The sequence below is a fragment of the Streptomyces sp. NBC_01537 genome (assembly GCF_045040445.1).
Classification (GTDB): Bacteria; Actinomycetota; Actinomycetes; order Streptomycetales; family Streptomycetaceae; genus Actinacidiphila.
The window spans coordinates 2753670-2769938 of sequence record NZ_CP109392.1 but is presented as its reverse complement, the minus strand read 5'-3'; the positions used below and the strand labels follow the sequence as shown (position 1 = coordinate 2769938).

The 16269-nt window shown below is 71.3% G+C and carries 12 protein-coding genes; 9 read left to right on the top strand and 3 right to left on the bottom strand.

Annotated features, from left to right (window positions below):
• Positions 1-131: 131 nt before the first annotated feature.
• Positions 132-1559, top strand: a complete 1428-nt coding sequence (locus OG607_RS12700) for a sugar porter family MFS transporter (protein ID WP_405722622.1) — start codon at positions 132-134, stop codon at positions 1557-1559.
• Here OG607_RS12700 and OG607_RS12695 read toward each other — a convergent pair.
• The gene (locus OG607_RS12695) at positions 1556-2563 is read right to left on the bottom strand and encodes an LLM class flavin-dependent oxidoreductase (RefSeq protein ID WP_405722620.1); all 1008 of its coding nucleotides are present in this window, start codon (positions 2561-2563) and stop codon (positions 1556-1558) included. The two genes, OG607_RS12700 and OG607_RS12695, sit on opposite strands and share 4 nt — an antisense overlap.
• A gap of 70 nt (positions 2564-2633) precedes the next feature.
• On the opposite strand from OG607_RS12695, the gene ftsY reads away from it, so the two are divergent.
• Positions 2634-3827: a signal recognition particle-docking protein FtsY gene (gene ftsY / locus OG607_RS12690; protein ID WP_405722617.1), complete on the top strand. Its 1194-nt coding sequence runs from the start codon at positions 2634-2636 to the stop codon at positions 3825-3827.
• A gap of 159 nt (positions 3828-3986) precedes the next feature.
• Here the strand turns inward: ftsY and OG607_RS12685 are convergent, their stop codons facing one another.
• Positions 3987-4697: a bifunctional DNA primase/polymerase gene (locus tag OG607_RS12685; RefSeq protein WP_405722614.1), complete on the bottom strand. Its 711-nt coding sequence runs from the start codon at positions 4695-4697 to the stop codon at positions 3987-3989.
• A 426-nt stretch (positions 4698-5123) separates the two neighbouring features.
• Between OG607_RS12685 and OG607_RS12680 the strand changes: the two genes are divergently transcribed.
• The 7 genes from OG607_RS12680 to ftsH all read left to right on the top strand — a co-directional run bounded on the left by OG607_RS12680 (position 5124) and on the right by ftsH (position 15281).
• A complete protein-coding gene (locus tag OG607_RS12680) occupies positions 5124-6479 on the top strand; it encodes a hypothetical protein (RefSeq protein WP_405736720.1) in 1356 nt (451 codons plus the stop codon).
• Positions 6480-6890: 411 nt separating this feature from the next.
• Positions 6891-8222, top strand: coding sequence for an ammonium transporter (locus tag OG607_RS12675; RefSeq protein ID WP_405722611.1), 1332 nt, complete (start codon positions 6891-6893; stop codon positions 8220-8222).
• Positions 8219-8557, top strand: coding sequence for a P-II family nitrogen regulator (locus OG607_RS12670; RefSeq protein WP_329311851.1), 339 nt, complete (start codon positions 8219-8221; stop codon positions 8555-8557). The genes OG607_RS12675 and OG607_RS12670 overlap by 4 nt, the downstream gene beginning before the upstream one ends.
• Positions 8558-8649: 92 nt before the next feature.
• Positions 8650-11121, top strand: coding sequence for a [protein-PII] uridylyltransferase (locus tag OG607_RS12665; RefSeq protein ID WP_405722608.1), 2472 nt, complete (start codon positions 8650-8652; stop codon positions 11119-11121).
• Between the two features lie 101 nt (positions 11122-11222).
• Positions 11223-12767, top strand: coding sequence for a signal recognition particle protein (gene ffh / locus OG607_RS12660; protein ID WP_405722606.1), 1545 nt, complete (start codon positions 11223-11225; stop codon positions 12765-12767).
• A 30-nt stretch (positions 12768-12797) separates the two neighbouring features.
• Positions 12798-13313 carry a GNAT family N-acetyltransferase gene (locus OG607_RS12655; protein ID WP_405722603.1) on the top strand — a complete coding sequence of 172 codons (516 nt, stop codon included), beginning with the start codon at positions 12798-12800 and terminating at the stop codon, positions 13311-13313.
• A gap of 21 nt (positions 13314-13334) precedes the next feature.
• A complete protein-coding gene (gene ftsH / locus OG607_RS12650) occupies positions 13335-15281 on the top strand; it encodes an ATP-dependent zinc metalloprotease FtsH (RefSeq protein WP_405722600.1) in 1947 nt (648 codons plus the stop codon).
• 54 nt (positions 15282-15335) lie between these two features.
• On the opposite strand, the gene OG607_RS12645 is transcribed toward ftsH, so the two are convergent.
• On the bottom strand, positions 15336-16169 hold the full coding sequence (locus OG607_RS12645; protein WP_405722598.1) for a class I SAM-dependent methyltransferase: 834 nt from the start codon (positions 16167-16169) through the stop codon (positions 15336-15338).
• Between the last annotated feature and the right edge of the window lie 100 nt (positions 16170-16269).

Sequence of the window (16269 nt, the reverse complement as noted above, 5' to 3'; positions counted from 1 at the left end):
CTTCGGAAGTTGAAGGCGTATGGTCTTCAGCGTTGATTGAATCTTCGAGTGATGGCCATCGGCTGATCGGCTGACACTCAGGGATCAAGCCCCCCACAGGAGGGCTCTGCGCTGAGCCCCAGGAGTTCACCGTGACCAGCACCGCACCCAAGGTCGACGCCGGAGGCCGCAAGGCTCATCCGGACCACCTCGGACATGTCGTCTTCATCACCGCGGCCGCCGCAATGGGCGGCTTTCTCTTCGGCTACGACAGCTCCGTCATCAACGGCGCCGTCGAGGGCATCCGGGGCAAGTACGACATCGGCTCGGCCGCCCTCGCCCAGGTCGTCGCCATCGCGCTGATCGGCTGCGCGATCGGCGCCGCGACCGCCGGCCGGGTCGCCGACCGCATCGGCCGGATCCGCGTGATGCAGATCGCCGCGGTGCTCTTCACCATCAGCGCGGTCGGCTCCGCCCTGCCGTTCGCCCTGTGGGACCTCGCCATGTGGCGGGTCATCGGCGGCTTCGCCATCGGCATGGCCTCGGTCATCGGCCCCGCCTACATCGCCGAGGTCGCCCCCGCGGCGTACCGCGGCCGGCTCGGCTCCTTCCAGCAGGCCGCCATCGTCATCGGCATCGCGATCTCCCAGCTCATCAACTGGGGCATCCTCCAGGCCGCCGACGGCGACCAGCGCGGCACGATCATGGGCCTCGAAGCCTGGCAGGTCATGCTCGGCGTGATGGTCGTCCCGGCCGTCCTCTACGGTCTGCTGTCGCTCGCCATCCCCGAGTCGCCCCGCTACCTGATCTCCGCCGACCGCATCGACGACGCCAAGCGCGTGCTGCGCGACGTCGAGGGCCGGGACAACGACCTCGACCTGCGCATCGCGGAGATCCGCGACCACATGCGCAGCGAGCACAAGTCCAGCTTCAAGGACCTGCTCGGCGGCCGCTTCGGCTTCCTCCCGATCATCTGGATCGGCATCGGGCTGTCCGTCTTCCAGCAGCTCGTCGGCATCAACGTGATCTTCTACTACTCGGCGACCCTCTGGCAGTCCGTCGGCATCGACCCGAGCAGCTCGTTCTTCTACTCTTTCACCACGTCGATCATCAACATCATCGGCACGGTCATCGCCATGGTCTTCGTCGACCGCATCGGCCGCCGCCCCCTCGCCCTCATCGGCTCCGCCGGCATGGCCGTCTCCCTCGGCCTCGTAGCCTGGGCCTTCTCCCACAAGACCGGCTCCGGCAGCGACATCACCCTCCCCAACGCCGAAGGCACCGTCGCGCTGATCGGCGCCCACGCCTTCGTGCTCTTCTTCGCCCTCTCCTGGGGCGTCGTCGTCTGGGTCTTCCTCGGCGAGATGTTCCCCAACCGCCTGCGCGCCGCCGCGCTCGGCGTCGCCGCCTCCGCCCAGTGGATCGCCAACTGGGCGATCACGGCCAGCTTCCCCAGCCTCGCCGACTGGAACCTGTCGGCGACGTACGTCATCTACACGGCCTTCGCGGCCCTCTCCATCCCCTTCGTCCTGAAGTTCGTCCCCGAGACGAAGGGCAAGACGCTGGAGGAGATGGGCTAGAACGTGTCCGGCCGGCTCAGGCCTTTCAGGCTGGGCAGCACCCGTTCCGCGAAGAGCCGCAGGCTGCTCCAGCCCTCGTCGACCGGCATCCCGCCGCACAGCGGATGGAGCACGAGGCTGGCCTGGTCGCCGCCCGCCTCGGCGAAGGCGACGCACTCCTGCGGCGTGAGCACCCGGTAGACGCCCTCGGCCCTCAGCTCCTCCACCGTCCCCGCCCCCGACCGCACCGCCGACCGGATCCCGGACCCCTGCCAGGAGGCGTACGTACGCGCCTCCCGCAGAAAGTACGAACCGTGCTCCGCCCACACCCGGTCCGGGTCCTCCGCGACATGCAGCAGCGGGACCTCCGCCGGAGGCACCAGGCACCACCCCTCGGTCCCGTACTCCGCCAGCCGTGCGTGGTAGTAGGCCTCCAGCTCCGGCAGGTGGGCGCTGGGGAAGAACGGCAGGCCCAGCCGGGCCGCCCGGCGCGCGGCGGCGCGGGAGCTGCCGCCGACCAGGAGAAGCGGGTGCGGCCGGGTGTACGGGACCGGGCGGACCTGGACCGTACGGCCGCGGAAGGCGAAGGGCTCGCCGGTCCATGCCGCGAGCAGGGTCTCCAGCAGCTCGTCCTGGAGCCGGCCGCGCCGGTGCCAGTCGACACCGTGGGCCGCGTACTCCTCCGGGCGGTAGCCGATCCCGGCCACCGTGACCAGGCGGCCGCCGGAGGCCAGGTCCAGCACCGCGATGTCCTCGGCCAGCCGCAGCGGGTCGTGCAGCGGCCCGATCAGCGCGGCGATCGTGACGGCGATCCGCCGGGTCGCCCCCAGCACCGTCCCGGCAAAGACCAGCGGCGACGGCAGCCAGCCGTCGGGCGAGGCGTGGTGCTCCTCGGTCTGGACGGTGTCGATGCCGCTGTCATCGGCGTACGCGGCCATCTCGACGGCGGCGCGATAGCGGCGGGAAAGGGTCTCGGGGGTCGCGGCGGGGTCGACGAGGTTGAAGCGCACGACGGTGACGGCCATGGGCCGAACGTAGCTGACGGCTCATCAGATTCACAGGGGCAGGACCAGGGTCACGCATACTGGACGAACCATGGAAACCGTCATTCTCGCCGTAGTCATCGCCCTCGTCGCGGTCGTCGCCGCCGGTGGCCTGGTCGTGGGCAGCCGCCGCAAGAAGCGCGGCCTTCCCCCCGCGCCGCCCGCCGCGCCGACGATCACCACTCCGCCCGCCGAACCGCACATCGGCGAGGACGCCGAGGTCCCCCGGGACGAGCCGCGCCGGACCATCCAAGAGGTCGAGCTCCCGGAAGCCCCGGAATCGCAGGAAGCCCTCGTGGCTCCGGAGATCGAGCAGCCCGAGCCCACCGCCGGCCGGCTGATCCGGCTGCGCTCCCGGCTGTCCCGCTCCCAGAACACCCTGGGCAAGGGGCTGCTCGCGCTGCTGTCCCGCGAGCACCTCGACGAAGACACGTGGGAGGAGATCGAGGAGACCCTCCTCACCGCCGACGTCGGCGTCACCCCCACCCAGGAGCTGGTCGAGCGGCTGCGCGGCCGCGTGAAGGTGCTCGGCACCCGTACGCCCGCCGAGCTGCGCGCGCTGCTGCGCGAGGAGCTGCTCACCCTCGTCGGCACGGACTTCGACCGCACGCTGAAGACCGAGAGCCACGAGGAGCAGCCGGCCGTCATCATGGTCGTCGGCGTCAACGGCACCGGCAAGACCACCACCACCGGCAAGCTCGCCCGGGTCCTGGTCGCCGACGGCCGCAGCGTCGTCCTCGGCGCCGCCGACACCTTCCGCGCCGCCGCCACCGAGCAGCTCCAGACCTGGGGCGACCGCGTCGGCGCCCGCACCGTACGCGGCCCCGAGGGCGGCGACCCGGCCTCGGTGGCCTTCGACGCCGTCAAGGAGGGCATCGCCGAGGGAGCCGACGTCGTCCTCATCGACACCGCAGGCCGCCTGCACACCAAGACCGGCCTCATGGACGAGCTCGGCAAGGTCAAGCGCGTCGTCGAGAAGCACGGCCCCGTCGACGAGATCCTGCTCGTCCTCGACGCCACCACCGGCCAGAACGGCCTGGTCCAGGCCCGCGTCTTCGCCGAGGTCGTCGACATCACCGGCATCGTCCTCACCAAGCTCGACGGCACCGCCAAGGGCGGCATCGTCGTCGCGGTCCAGCGCGAGCTGGGCGTCCCCGTCAAGCTCATCGGCCTGGGCGAGGGCGCCGACGACATGGCACCGTTCGAGCCGGAGGCGTTCGTGGACGCACTCATCGGCGAGGCGTAACAGCCGACCTCCCCCCGGCATCTGCGGCCGACGTAGGCGAGTGAGCCAAAGCGAAGCGGCCGCTGTCGAAAGGGAGAACGCGCGCAGTCCGCGAGGAACGAGCGGGCGAGCACGATCGACCGTCGACAGTGGCTGAGCGCAGCGGAGGCGAACTCGCCTCTAAAAAATAGAAGCGCCGCGGTCCCGATGGCACACGTAGGCAAGCGTGCCGAGCAGCAACCGGGCCTCCGGCGGCTGCTGGGCGGCATCGAGCGCCGGCGGCCGCAGCCACCGCACCGGCCCGAGCCCGCCCAGGTCGGACGGGGGAGCCGTGACGTGGTCGCCGGGGCCGAGGCAGCGCAGATCGAGGTCGGCGTCGTCCCAGCCCATGCGGTAGAGCAGGTGCGGGAGCTCGGCCGCGGCGCCCGGGGCGACGAAGAACTGGGCGCGGCCGTCCGGGGTGGCGATGACGGGGCCGAGCCGCAGGCCCATGCGCTCCAGGCGGGCGAGGGCGCGGATGCCGGACTGCTCGGCGACGTCGATGACATCGAAGGCACGCCCGGCGGGCAGCAGCACGGCCGCCCCCGGTACCTGCTCCAGCGCGGCGGCCACCCGCTCCAGCGTGGCGCCGGCCGGGATCTCCTCCGCGAAGGCGAGCGGGTGCGCCCCGGGCGCGAGGCAGTGGGCATCGCCGCACGAGCACTCACCGCCGCCACGCGCCGCCCGCGCGCCCGGCGTGACCGCCCAGCCGCACAACCCCGTGTACTCGGCAACGGTGGTGCACGCCGAGGCTCGTGTGCGGCGGCGTGCGCCCTGCCGGCCACCTTGTCGCCCCTGCCGCAGGTACGGCATGTCGCGAATGCTTCGCATGCTGCCGATCGTGAAGCCCATGACACCCCCAACGGGTCGCGGTAGCACTTGGTTACGCCCGTGCCTGATCTGCCGTCTTCGTTGTGATCGGCATGTGTCAAGTGAATCGCCTGCGGCCGGGGAGTAGTTCATTCGAAGGGGTGGCGAATGGTGGCGATTCGCGACCGGGGCTCGCCGGATGGGTGATCGTAGGATTACTTTCAGTATCAGCAAGCCCCTGGAACTGGGTCCGCAGACGGGTATGCCGGAGGCAAGACCGGGGCCGCGGAATTGATCAAGCCCTATTCTCAAACGGAGTTGGGCATCTCGGAATGATTTCAAGATGGGGGTCTTGCGGTGGGCGGCACACAGGACAAGCAGCCCAATGCGCAGTTGAACTCCTGGTTCGTGCGCAGCGGCTGGTCCAAGGGCGAGTTGGCGCGGCAGGTGAACCGCCGGGCCCGCCAGATGGGCGCGCTGCACGTGAGTACCGACACCTCGCGGGTACGCCGCTGGCTGGACGGTGAGCAGCCGCGCGAGCCGATCCCCAGAATCCTGTCCGAGCTGTTCTCGGAGCGCTTCGGGTGTGTGGTGCCGGTCGAGGACCTCGGCCTGCGCGCGGTGCACCAGCCGACCGCGTCGTCCGGGGTCGACCTGCCGTGGGCCGGTCCGCAGACGGTCCAGCTGATCAACGAGTTCTCCCGCAGCGACCTGATGCTCGGCCGCCGCGGCTTCCTCGGGGCCTCGCTGATGCTCTCCGCCGGGCCGGCCCTCGTCGAGCCCATGCAGCGCTGGCTGGTGCCGACCCCGATGGGCTTCCCCGACGCCGTCGGCACGGCCCTGCCCCGCGAGCCGGGTGCGAGCGGCCGGCTGTCGCGGCTCTCCGAGCCCGAGCTGGAGCTGCTGGAGGCCACCACCGTGATGTTCCGGCAGTGGGACAGCCAGTGCGGTGGCGGTCTGCGCCGCAAGGCGGTCGTCGGCCAGTTGCACGAGGTCACCGACCTCCTCCAGGAGCCGCACCCGCAGCGCGTCGCCAAGCGCCTGTACCGGGTCACCGCCGACCTCGCGGCGCTGGCCGGCTGGATGTCGTACGACATCGGGCTGCAGCCGACCGCCCAGAAGTACTTCGTGCTCGCGCTGCACGCCGCCAAGGAGGCGGACGACCGCCCGCTGGGCGCGTTCGTGCTGTCCAGCATGAGCCGCCAGATGATCCACCTGAACCGCCCGGACGACGCCCTGGAACTCATCCATCTGGCGCAGTACGGCAGCCGCGACACCGCCAGTGCCACCACCCAGGCGATGCTGTACGCGATGGAGGCCCGCGCCTACGCCAACATGGGCCAGGTCAGCAAGTGCCACCGGGCGGTGCGGATGGCCGAGGACTCCTACAGCGAGTCCCGCCCCGTCGAGGACCCGGACTGGATCAGCTTCTTCAACGAGGCCGAGCTCAACGCGGAGAACGCCCACTCCTACCGTGACCTGGCGTACGTGGCCGGCCGGAGCCCCACGTACGCCTCGCTGGCCCACCCGGTCATGGCGCGCGCCGTCGAGCTCTTCTCGGCAGACGCCGTGCACCAGCGGGCGTACGCCCTCAACCTGGTCGGCATGGCCAGCGTCCACCTGCTGCAGCGCGAGCCCGAGCAAGCGGCGGACATGACCGTGAAGGCCATCGACATCGCCCGGCGGGTCCGCTCCGAGCGGGTCAACACCCGCATCCGCAAGACCGCCGACACCGCCCTGCGCGACTTCGGGGACGTACCGGTGGTGGCGCAGCTCACCGAACGGCTGGCGTCGCACCTCCCCGAGGTCGCGGAGTCCGCCTGACCACCCCCTGAACCGTTCGCACAACCGTCCGTAGATCCGCCGAAACAAGAACCCCGGCCACGGCCGCCATCCCGAACAGCCCGACTCGGCTCCCCCACGCCAGGTCAACCGGATGGCTGCCGTGGCCGGTCTTTTCTCCGGCGCCACCCGGCTGCACAGGTTTACCGCCCGGCACGTATACAGACCGCGGGACCCCTCGGGGGATCACAGAGGGGTCACGGCGTAGTCACGGCCGCTACCACAGGGGTGCCGATTCACTTTGGCGTAACACGCCCGACTTGTTCGTCACGCCGACGAAACATCGAGCTGCACTGGCGGAAACCCGGCTTAGGCAATCTCATGGCGAAAACCGGCCCACGTACCCACATCCCGCACGGGCCGTTCGGATGATGAGATGACGAGGAGACGCCGATGGCAGCAGGCCTCATGACGCTTGCCGCAGACAAGGTCACGCTCGATACCGGTAACACGGCGTTCATGCTGATCAGTGCCGCTCTGGTACTGGTGATGACCCCCGGGCTGGCCTTCTTCTACGGCGGCATGGTCCGAGTCAAGAGTGCCCTGAACATGCTGATGATGAGCTTCATCGCCATCGCGGTCGTCACGGTTCTCTGGACTCTTTACGGTTTCACTGTCGCCTTCGACACCGGAAACGCCTTCATCGGCGGATTCGACTGGGTCGGCATGCGCAACATCGGGATCGCCGAGCTGTGGCCCGGATACACCATCCCGATCTATGTCTTCGCCGTCTTCCAGCTGATGTTCGCGATCATCACCCCCGCGCTCATCAGCGGCGCGCTCGCGGACCGGGTCAAGTTCACCGCCTGGACGCTGTTCATCGCCCTGTGGGCCACGGTCGTGTACTTCCCGGTCGCGCACATGGTCTGGGGTGCTGACGGTTTCCTCTACACGCACGGCGTGATCGACTTCGCCGGTGGTACCGCGGTCCACATCAACGCCGGTGCCGCTGCGCTCGGCGTGATCCTCGTCATCCGCAAGCGCGTCGGCTTCAAGCGCGACCCATTCCGCCCGCACAGCCTGCCGCTGGTCATGCTCGGCGCCGGTCTGCTGTGGTTCGGCTGGTTCGGCTTCAACGCCGGTTCCTGGCTGGGCTCGGACGGCGTGGCCGCCGTCGCGTTCACCAACACCCAGGTCGCCACGGCCGCCGCCATGATCGGCTGGCTCGCCTACGAGAAGCTCAAGCACGGCTCCTTCACCACCCTGGGCGCGGCTTCCGGCGCGGTCGCCGGCCTGGTCGCCATCACCCCGGCCTGTGGCTCGGTCAGCCCGCTCGGCGCCATCGCGGTCGGCGTCATCGCCGGTGTCGGCTGTGCCGCGGCGGTCGGCCTGAAGTACAAGCTCGGCTACGACGACTCGCTCGACGTGGTCGGCGTGCACATGGTCGGCGGCATCATCGGCTCGCTGCTCATCGGCTTCTTCGCCACCGGCGGAGTCGGCCAGACCGCCAAGGGCGTCTTCTACGGCGGCGGCTTCACCCAGCTCTGGAAGCAGTTCCTCGGCGTCGGTGTGGTCCTGTTCTACTCCCTCATCGTCTCCGCGATCCTTGCCAAGGTCATCGACCTGGTGATCGGATTCACGGTGAGCGAGGACGACGAGGTCGCCGGTATCGACCAGGTCGAGCACGCCGAGACTGCGTACGACTTCGCGGGCGTCGGCAGCGCGGCCCGTGCGGTCCTCTCCTCCCTCGACGGCAGCAGCGAGAGCAAGAAGGTGGACGCGTGAAGCTCATCACGGCGGTAGTGAAGCCGCACCGGCTGGACGAGATCAAGGAGGCCCTGCAGGCCTTCGGCGTACAGGGCCTGACGGTCACCGAGGCCAGCGGCTACGGCCGTCAGCGCGGTCACACCGAGGTCTACCGCGGTGCGGAGTACACCGTGGACCTCGTACCGAAGATCCGGATCGAGGTGCTGGTCGAGGACTCCGACGCCGAGCAGCTGATCGAGGTCGTCGTCAAGGCCGCCCGCACCGGCAAGATCGGTGACGGCAAGGTCTGGTCGATCCCGGTCGACACGGCGGTCCGGGTCCGGACCGGCGAGCGCGGACCCGACGCGCTCTGAGGCACCGGGGCGCTGCCGGGAATTTCCCGGCAGCGCCCCACACTTGCGTTTGTGACGGATACGTATACGTACGGCCTGCGTCTGGAGACAGCGTGACGGAAAGCGTCGAAGCGAAAGCCAACGACGGCAACGACGGACACGACCCCGCAGGCTACGCGGCGGCCCGGCTGCACCTTCTCAACGAGGAGGAGCAGTCCGGGCCGCCGCGCCGTAAGGCCCTGGCCGAACTCACCGACCGCTGGCTCGCCGCCCTCACCCACGGCGCGGCCGCCGAAGCGGGCGTCAACGGCTACGCGCTGGTCGCCGTCGGCGGCTACGGCCGGGGCGAGCTCTCCCCGCGCAGCGACCTGGACCTGCTGCTCCTGCACGACGGCTCCGAGAAGGCCGGTCCGGTCGCCTCGCTGGCCGACAAGGTCTGGTACCCCGTCTGGGACCTCGGCCTGGCCCTGGACCACTCCGTGCGCACCCCCGCCGAGGCCCGCAAGACCGCCGCCGAGGACCTCAAGGTCCAGCTCGGCCTCCTGGACGCCCGGCACATCGCCGGCGACACCGCCCTCACGGCCGGCCTGCGCACCGCGATCCTCGCCGACTGGCGCAACCAGGCCCCCAAGCGGCTGCCCGCGCTGCACGAGTTGTGCGTCGAGCGCGGTGAGCGCATGGGCGAGCTCGCCTATCTCCTGGAGCCCGACCTCAAGGAGGCCCGCGGCGGCCTGCGCGACGCCACCGCCCTGCGCGCGGTCGCCGCCTCCTGGCTCGCCGACGCCCCCCGCGAAGGCCTGGAGGAGGCCCGTACGCGGCTCCTGGACGCCCGTGACGCCCTCCACCTGGTCACCGGCCGCGCCACCGACCGGCTCGCCCTCCAGGAGCAGGACCAGGTCGCCGCCGCTCTCGGCCTGCTCGACGCCGACGCGCTGCTGCGGCAGGTCTACGAGGCCGCCCGCACGGTGTCGTACGCCTCCGACGTCACCTGGCGCGAGGTCGGCCGTGTGCTGCGCTCCCGCCAGATGCGGCCCAAGCGGCGCGGGCTGCTCGGGCTCGGCCGCACCGAGGCCGCCGCCGCCACGCCCGCCGAGCGCACACCGCTCGCGGAGGGCGTCGTCGAGCACGAGGGCGAGGCCGTGCTGGCCCGCTCCGCCCGCCCCGACCGCGACCCGGTGCTGCCGCTGCGGGCCGCGGCCGCCGCTGCGCAGACCGGACTGCCGCTGTCCCTGCACACCGTGAGACGTCTTGCGCAGGCAGCCCGGCCGCTGCCCGTGCCGTGGCCCGCCGAGGCCCGCGAGCAGCTGCTGACCCTGCTGGGCGCGGGGGAGTCCACCATCCCGGTCTGGGAGGCGCTGGAGGCCGAAGGCCTGATCACCCGGCTGCTGCCCGACTGGGAGCGGGTGCGCTGCCGACCCCAGCGCAACGCCGTCCACATCTGGACCGTCGACCGGCACCTGGTGGAATGCGCCGTGCGCGCATCGGCGCTGACCCGCCGCGTCAGCCGCCCCGACCTGCTGCTCATCGGCGCCCTGCTGCACGACATCGGCAAGGGCTGGCCCGGCGACCACTCCGTCGCCGGCGAGGTCATCGCCCGCGACGTCGCCGCCCGCTTCGGCTTCGGGCGCGCCGACGTGGACACCCTCGCCCTGCTCGTACGGCACCACCTGCTGCTCATCGACACCGCCACCCGGCGCGACCTGGACGACCCCGCCACCGTGCAGGTCGTCGCCGACGCCGTACGCGACACCGAGACCCTTGAGCTGCTGCACGCCCTCACCGAGGCCGACGCCCTGGCCACCGGCCCGGCCGCCTGGAGCACCTGGCGGGCCTCCCTCGTCTCCGACCTGGCCAAGCGGGTCGCCGAGGTCCTCGCCAACGGCGCGGTTCCCGAGCCCGCCGCGCCCGAGCCCACCGCCGAGGAGGAGCGCCTCGCCGTCGAGGCCGCCCGCACCGGCGGTCCGGTGCTGGCGCTGCACGCGCATGCGGAGCCCGATCCCGACGCCGAGTCCGAGGGCCCCGAGGAGGTCGGCGTCGAGCTCGTCCTCGCCGTCCCCGACCGGCCCGGCCTGCTCGCCGCGGCCGCCGGCGTCTTCGCCCTCCACCGCCTCACCGTCCGGGCGGCCGATCTGCGCTCCGTCGACCCCATAGGGGACGGCCCCGTCACCCTCCTGCGCTGGCGCGTCGCCGCCGAGTACGGCTCGATCCCGGAGGCCGCCCGCTTGCGCGTCGACCTCGACCGCGCCTTCGCCGGCACCCTCGACATCGAGGCCCGCCTCGCCGAACGCGAGTCCGCGTACCCGCGCCGCCGAGGCGTCACCGCCCCGCCCCCGCGTGTCACCGTCGCCCCCGGGTCCTCCGATTCGGCCACCGTCATCGAGATCCGCGCCCAGGACGCACCAGGGCTCTTGCACCGCATCGGCCGGGCCCTCGAGATCACCGGCGTCAACGTCCGCTCGGCCCGGATCAGCACGCTGGGCGCGAACGCCGTCGACGCCTTCTACGTGACGGCCGGCAACGGCTCCCCCCTGACCGACGTACGCGCGGCGGAGGTCGCCCGGGAGGTCGAGGCGGCACTGAGGTGAGCCCAGGGCCCTTCTGACGTACGGACGGGTTCGATACGCCCTTACGCCCGGATACCCTTGAGAACGACCACCCGCCCCCGACACGAGGATCCGCGACCGACGTGTTCGATACCCTCTCCGACCGCCTTGCAGCGACGTTCAAGAATCTCCGGGGCAAGGGCCGCCTCTCCGAGGCGGACATCGACGCCACCGCGCGCGAGATCCGTATCGCGCTGCTGGAGGCGGATGTCGCGCTGCCCGTGGTCCGCGCGTTCATCGCGAAGGTCAAGGACCGCGCGATCGGGGCCGAGGTCTCGAAGGCACTGAACCCCGCCCAGCAGCTCATCAAGATCGTCAATGAAGAGCTGGTCGGCATCCTCGGCGGCGAGACCCGCCGCCTGCGCTTCGCCAAGCAGCCGCCCACCGTCATCATGCTCGCGGGCCTCCAGGGCGCCGGTAAGACCACGCTGGCCGGAAAGCTCGGCCTGTGGCTCAAGGGCCAGGGCCACACGCCGCTGCTGGTCGCGGCCGACCTCCAGCGGCCGAACGCGGTGAACCAGCTGTCGGTGGTCGCCGAGCGCGCCGGCGTCGCGGTGTTCGCGCCGGAGCCGGGCAACGGCGTCGGTGACCCGGTCCAGGTGGCCAAGGACTCGGTCGAGTACGCGAAGACCAAGCTGCACGATGTCGTGATCGTCGACACCGCCGGCCGCCTCGGTATCGACGCGGACCTGATGCAGCAGGCCGCGGACATCCGGGACGCGGTCAGCCCGGACGAGATCCTGTTCGTCGTCGACGCGATGATCGGCCAGGACGCGGTCAACACCGCCGAGGCCTTCCGCGACGGCGTCGGCTTCGACGGCGTGGTGCTGTCCAAGCTGGACGGCGACGCACGCGGCGGCGCCGCGCTGTCGATCGCGCACGTCACCGGGCGTCAGGTGATGTTCGCCTCCAACGGCGAGAAGCTGGACGACTTCGACGCGTTCCACCCGGACCGGATGGCGTCCCGCATCCTCGGTATGGGCGACATGCTCAGCCTGATCGAGAGGGCCGAGCAGACCTTCTCCCAGGCCGAGGCCCAGAAGATGGCCGAGAAGCTGCAGAAGGGGCCGAAGGAGTTCACGCTCGACGACTTCCTCAGCCAGATGGAGCAGGTCCGCAAGATGGGCTCGATCTCCAAGCTGCTCGGGATGCTGCCGGGGATGGGCCAGATCAAGGACCAGATCGCCAATCTGGACGAGCGGGACGTGGACCGTACCGCCGCGATCATCAAGTCGATGACCCCGGCCGAGCGCCAGGACCCGACGATCATCAACGGCTCCCGCCGGGCGCGCGTCGCGCGCGGCTCGGGCGTGGACGTCAGCGCGGTCAAGAACCTGGTCGAGCGCTTCTTCGAGGCTCGCAAGATGATGTCCCGCATGGCCCAGGGCGGCGGGATGCCCGGCATGCCCGGCATCCCGGGCATGGGTGGTGGCCCCGGCCGGCAGAAGAAGCAGGTCAAGCAGGCCAAGGGCAAGCGGCAGAGCGGCAACCCGATGAAGCGCAAGGCCGAGGAGCAGGCCGCGGCGGCTCGCCGGGAGCAGCAGCCGGGCGGGGCGTTCGGCCTTCCGGCGGGCGGCGAGAACTTCGAACTGCCCAAGGAGTTCAAGGACCTGCTTCCGCCGCAGTGACCCGGGTGGTTCATGAACCACAATGGGCCAATGCGAGTTACGATCCGCGCCCCCCGGCCCGAGGACGCCACTCCCTACGCGCAGGCGGTCATCCGTTCCGCCGAGCACGTAGGGCGGTGGAATCCCGTCGATCCGGACGGTTTCCACGAGCTGCTGCGCCAGCAGGGGCCCACCTTGCGTACGTTCCTGATCATCGATGACGCGACCGGCGGGATCGCCGGCAAGTGCAATGTCGCGAACATCGCCAGGGGGCGCTGGCGCAACGCGTCGCTGGGCTACGAGAGCTATCTGCCCTATTCCGGCACGGGTCTGATGAGCGAGGGCATGCGGCTGGTCGTGGACCGGTGCTTCGGGGCCTCCCCGGAGGGCATCGGGCTGCACCGGCTGGAGATCAATGTGCAGCCGGGCAACGAGCGGTCCATCACGCTGGCGAAGCGGCTCGGCTTCCGGCACGAGGGGTTCTCGCCGCGCTACCTCTTCCTGAACGGCGCGTGGCGGGACCACGAGCGCTTCGCGCTCACCGCCGAGGAGTGGCCGGGCCTCTAAAACTGTCCGTATTGTTCGCTTATGAGCAATTCCGTGCCGCCCCGGCAGAAGCCCGACGACCCGTGGCGGACGGAGGGCGCGCCACGCAGCCCGTCCACCCCGCCACGCCGCCGGCTCCCCGCCTGGGGCTGGATGATCCTGGCGGCGCTGGCGGTCTTCCTGATCACGGACCTGGTGCTGTCGCTGGTCACCGCAGGCAATACGCCGAGGATCTCGTACACCGAGTTCGACCGGCAGCTCGACGCGAACAACATCTCCAAGCTCTACTCCAAGGGCGACGCGATCGAGGGCCAGCTCAGGAAGGAGCAGACCGCCCCCGAGGGGGACGGCGGGGGGAAGTACACCAAGTTCAAGACCCAGCGGCCGGTCTTTGCCGATGACGACCTGTGGGCCACGCTCGCCAGGAACAAGGTGACCGTGACCGCCGCGCCGGTGGTCCAGCAGCGCAGCTTCCTGTACAACCTGCTGATCTCACTGGCGCCGGTGCTGCTGCTCGTCGCGCTGTGGATCTTCATCGGCCGGCGTATGGGCCGCGCCATGGCCGGCGGCGGCATGGGGGGCGGTCTCGGCGGCTTCGGCCGCAAGGCGCCACCCAAGCCGGTGGTCCACGAGGAGGGGCGGCGTACGACCTTCGAGGACGTGGCCGGCATCGACGAGGTCGAGGCCGAGCTGAGCGAGGTCGTGGACTTCCTCAAGCGGCCCGAGGCCTACCGGGCGCTCGGCGCGCGCATGCCGCGCGGGGTGCTGCTCGCCGGGCCGCCGGGCACCGGCAAAACGCTGCTTGCGCGTGCGGTGGCGGGCGAGGCGGATGTGCCGTTCTTCTCGGCCTCGGCGTCGGAGTTCATCGAGATGATCGTCGGCGTCGGCGCGGGGCGGGTGCGCGAGCTCTTCGCCGAGGCGCGCAAGGTCGCCCCCGCGATCATCTTCATCGACGAGATCGACACCATCGGGCGTGCGCGGGGCGCCGCCGGCGGAGTCGGCGGCCACGACGAGCGCGAGCAGACGCTCAACCAGATCCTCACCGAGATGGACGGCTTCTCCGGGTCGGAGGGCGTGGTGGTCATCGCCGCCACCAACCGCCCCGACGTCCTCGACCCCGCTCTCACCCGCCCCGGCCGCTTCGACCGCACGGTCCACGTCAGCCCGCCCGACCGCCCGGGCCGCGCGGCGATCCTGCGTATCCACACCCGGGACGTGCCGCTGGAGGACGGCGTCGACCTGATGCGGGTCGCCCGTACGACCCCCGGCATGACCGGCGCGGACCTCGCCAACCTGGCCAACGAGGCCGCGCTCCTCGCCGTCAAGCGGGGCAAGAAGGCCGTTGGCCAGTCCGAGCTGTCCGAGGCCCTGGAGAAGGTCCAGCTCGGCGCGGAACGGCCGCTCGTCATGCCCCGGGAAGAGCGCCGCCGCACCGCCTACCACGAGTCCGGCCACGCCCTCCTCGGCATGCTCCAGCCCGGCGCCGACCCCGTCCGCAAGATCACGATCGTGCCCCGCGGCCGGGCGCTCGGCGTCACCCTCTCCACACCGGACTCCGACCGCTACGCCTACACCGAGGAGTATTTGCGCGGCCGCATCATCGGCGCGCTGGGCGGCATGGCCGCCGAGCACGTCGTCTTCGGCGTCATCACCACCGGCGCCGAGAACGACCTCGAACAGGTCACCAACCTCGTCCGCGGCATGGTCGGCCGCTGGGGCATGAGCGACAAGGTCGGCCCCCTCAGCGCCATCCCCGCCGAGAGCCAGCAGCCCTACGGCCTGTCGGCGGCGCCCGCCACGCTCGACGTCGTGGACAGCGAGATGCGGCGGATCGTGGACGAGTGCTACGGCACGGCGCAGCGGCTTCTCGACGCGCACCGCGAGCAGCTCGACGCGCTGGCCTCGGCCCTGCTCGAAGCGGAGACGCTGGAGGAGGCGGAGGCGTACGCGGCGGCGGGCATCGCGCGTCCGCCCAAACCGGAGGGCTGACCGGGGGCCGGGGCCTGAGGCCCGGGGTCCGGGGTCCGGGGTCCGGGGGCAGCCTTATGCGCGGGCGATCAGGTAGCGGAAGACGTTGTCCATGCGGACCGTGCCGTCGCCCCGCCGGTACGGATGAAGCGCCTCGGCCAGTTCCTTGTCGACCTGCTCCTGGCCGGTGGCGGCGACGGCCGCGTCGAAGAGCCCGGTGGAGACGAGGCCGCGTACGGCGCTGTCCATGTCGGGGTAGCCGAAGGGGCAGGAGACGCGGCCTGAGCCGTCCGGGCGCAGCCCCGCGGCGTGGGCGAGCTCTTCGAGGTCGTCGCGGCCACTGAGCCGCACGCGCGGTTCGGTGAGGCGGGCGGCCATGCGCAGGACGCGTCCGGTGGCGCAGCGTTCGGAGGGGCCCCAGCCGGCGAGGACGACGGGGGCACCGTGCTGGGCGAGGCGGGCGGCGGCGGCCAGCACCGGGGTGAGGGTGCCGGGGTCGGTGGCCGGGTCGAGGGCGGTGACGAGGTTGAAGGGCTCCGCGGGCGCGGGCCGGGGGAGGCGGTCGGGGGTGCCCAGAAGCAGCCGGGTCCTGGCGCGGCCGCTCGGCGGGGCGCCCCACTGCGGCTCGGGGAGCAGCCGCTCCCGGGCCAGAGCGAGCCGCTGTTCGTCCGGCTCGCACCCGGTCACCGCCGCGCCCCGGGCCGCCGCCATCAGCAGGGCCAGACCGGAGCCGCACTCCAGACCCAGCATGCGCGTGCCGGGGCCGACGCCGAGGCGGTCGTACACGGCCTCGTAGAGCGGGACGAGCATCCGCTCCTGGATCTCCGCCCAGTCCCGCGCGCGGGAGCGCGTATGGGAGCGGGAGTGCGTATGGAGGTGTGTCCGGGAGTGCGCGAGCGTGATTGTCATCGAGCCAGCCCCATTCCGCCGAGTCGCCGATCCCGTCTGTCCCCGTTTGCGCCGTGCATGTCCCCGAGAGCCAGAAAACTCCCCTTCCGGCCCTGAGTCC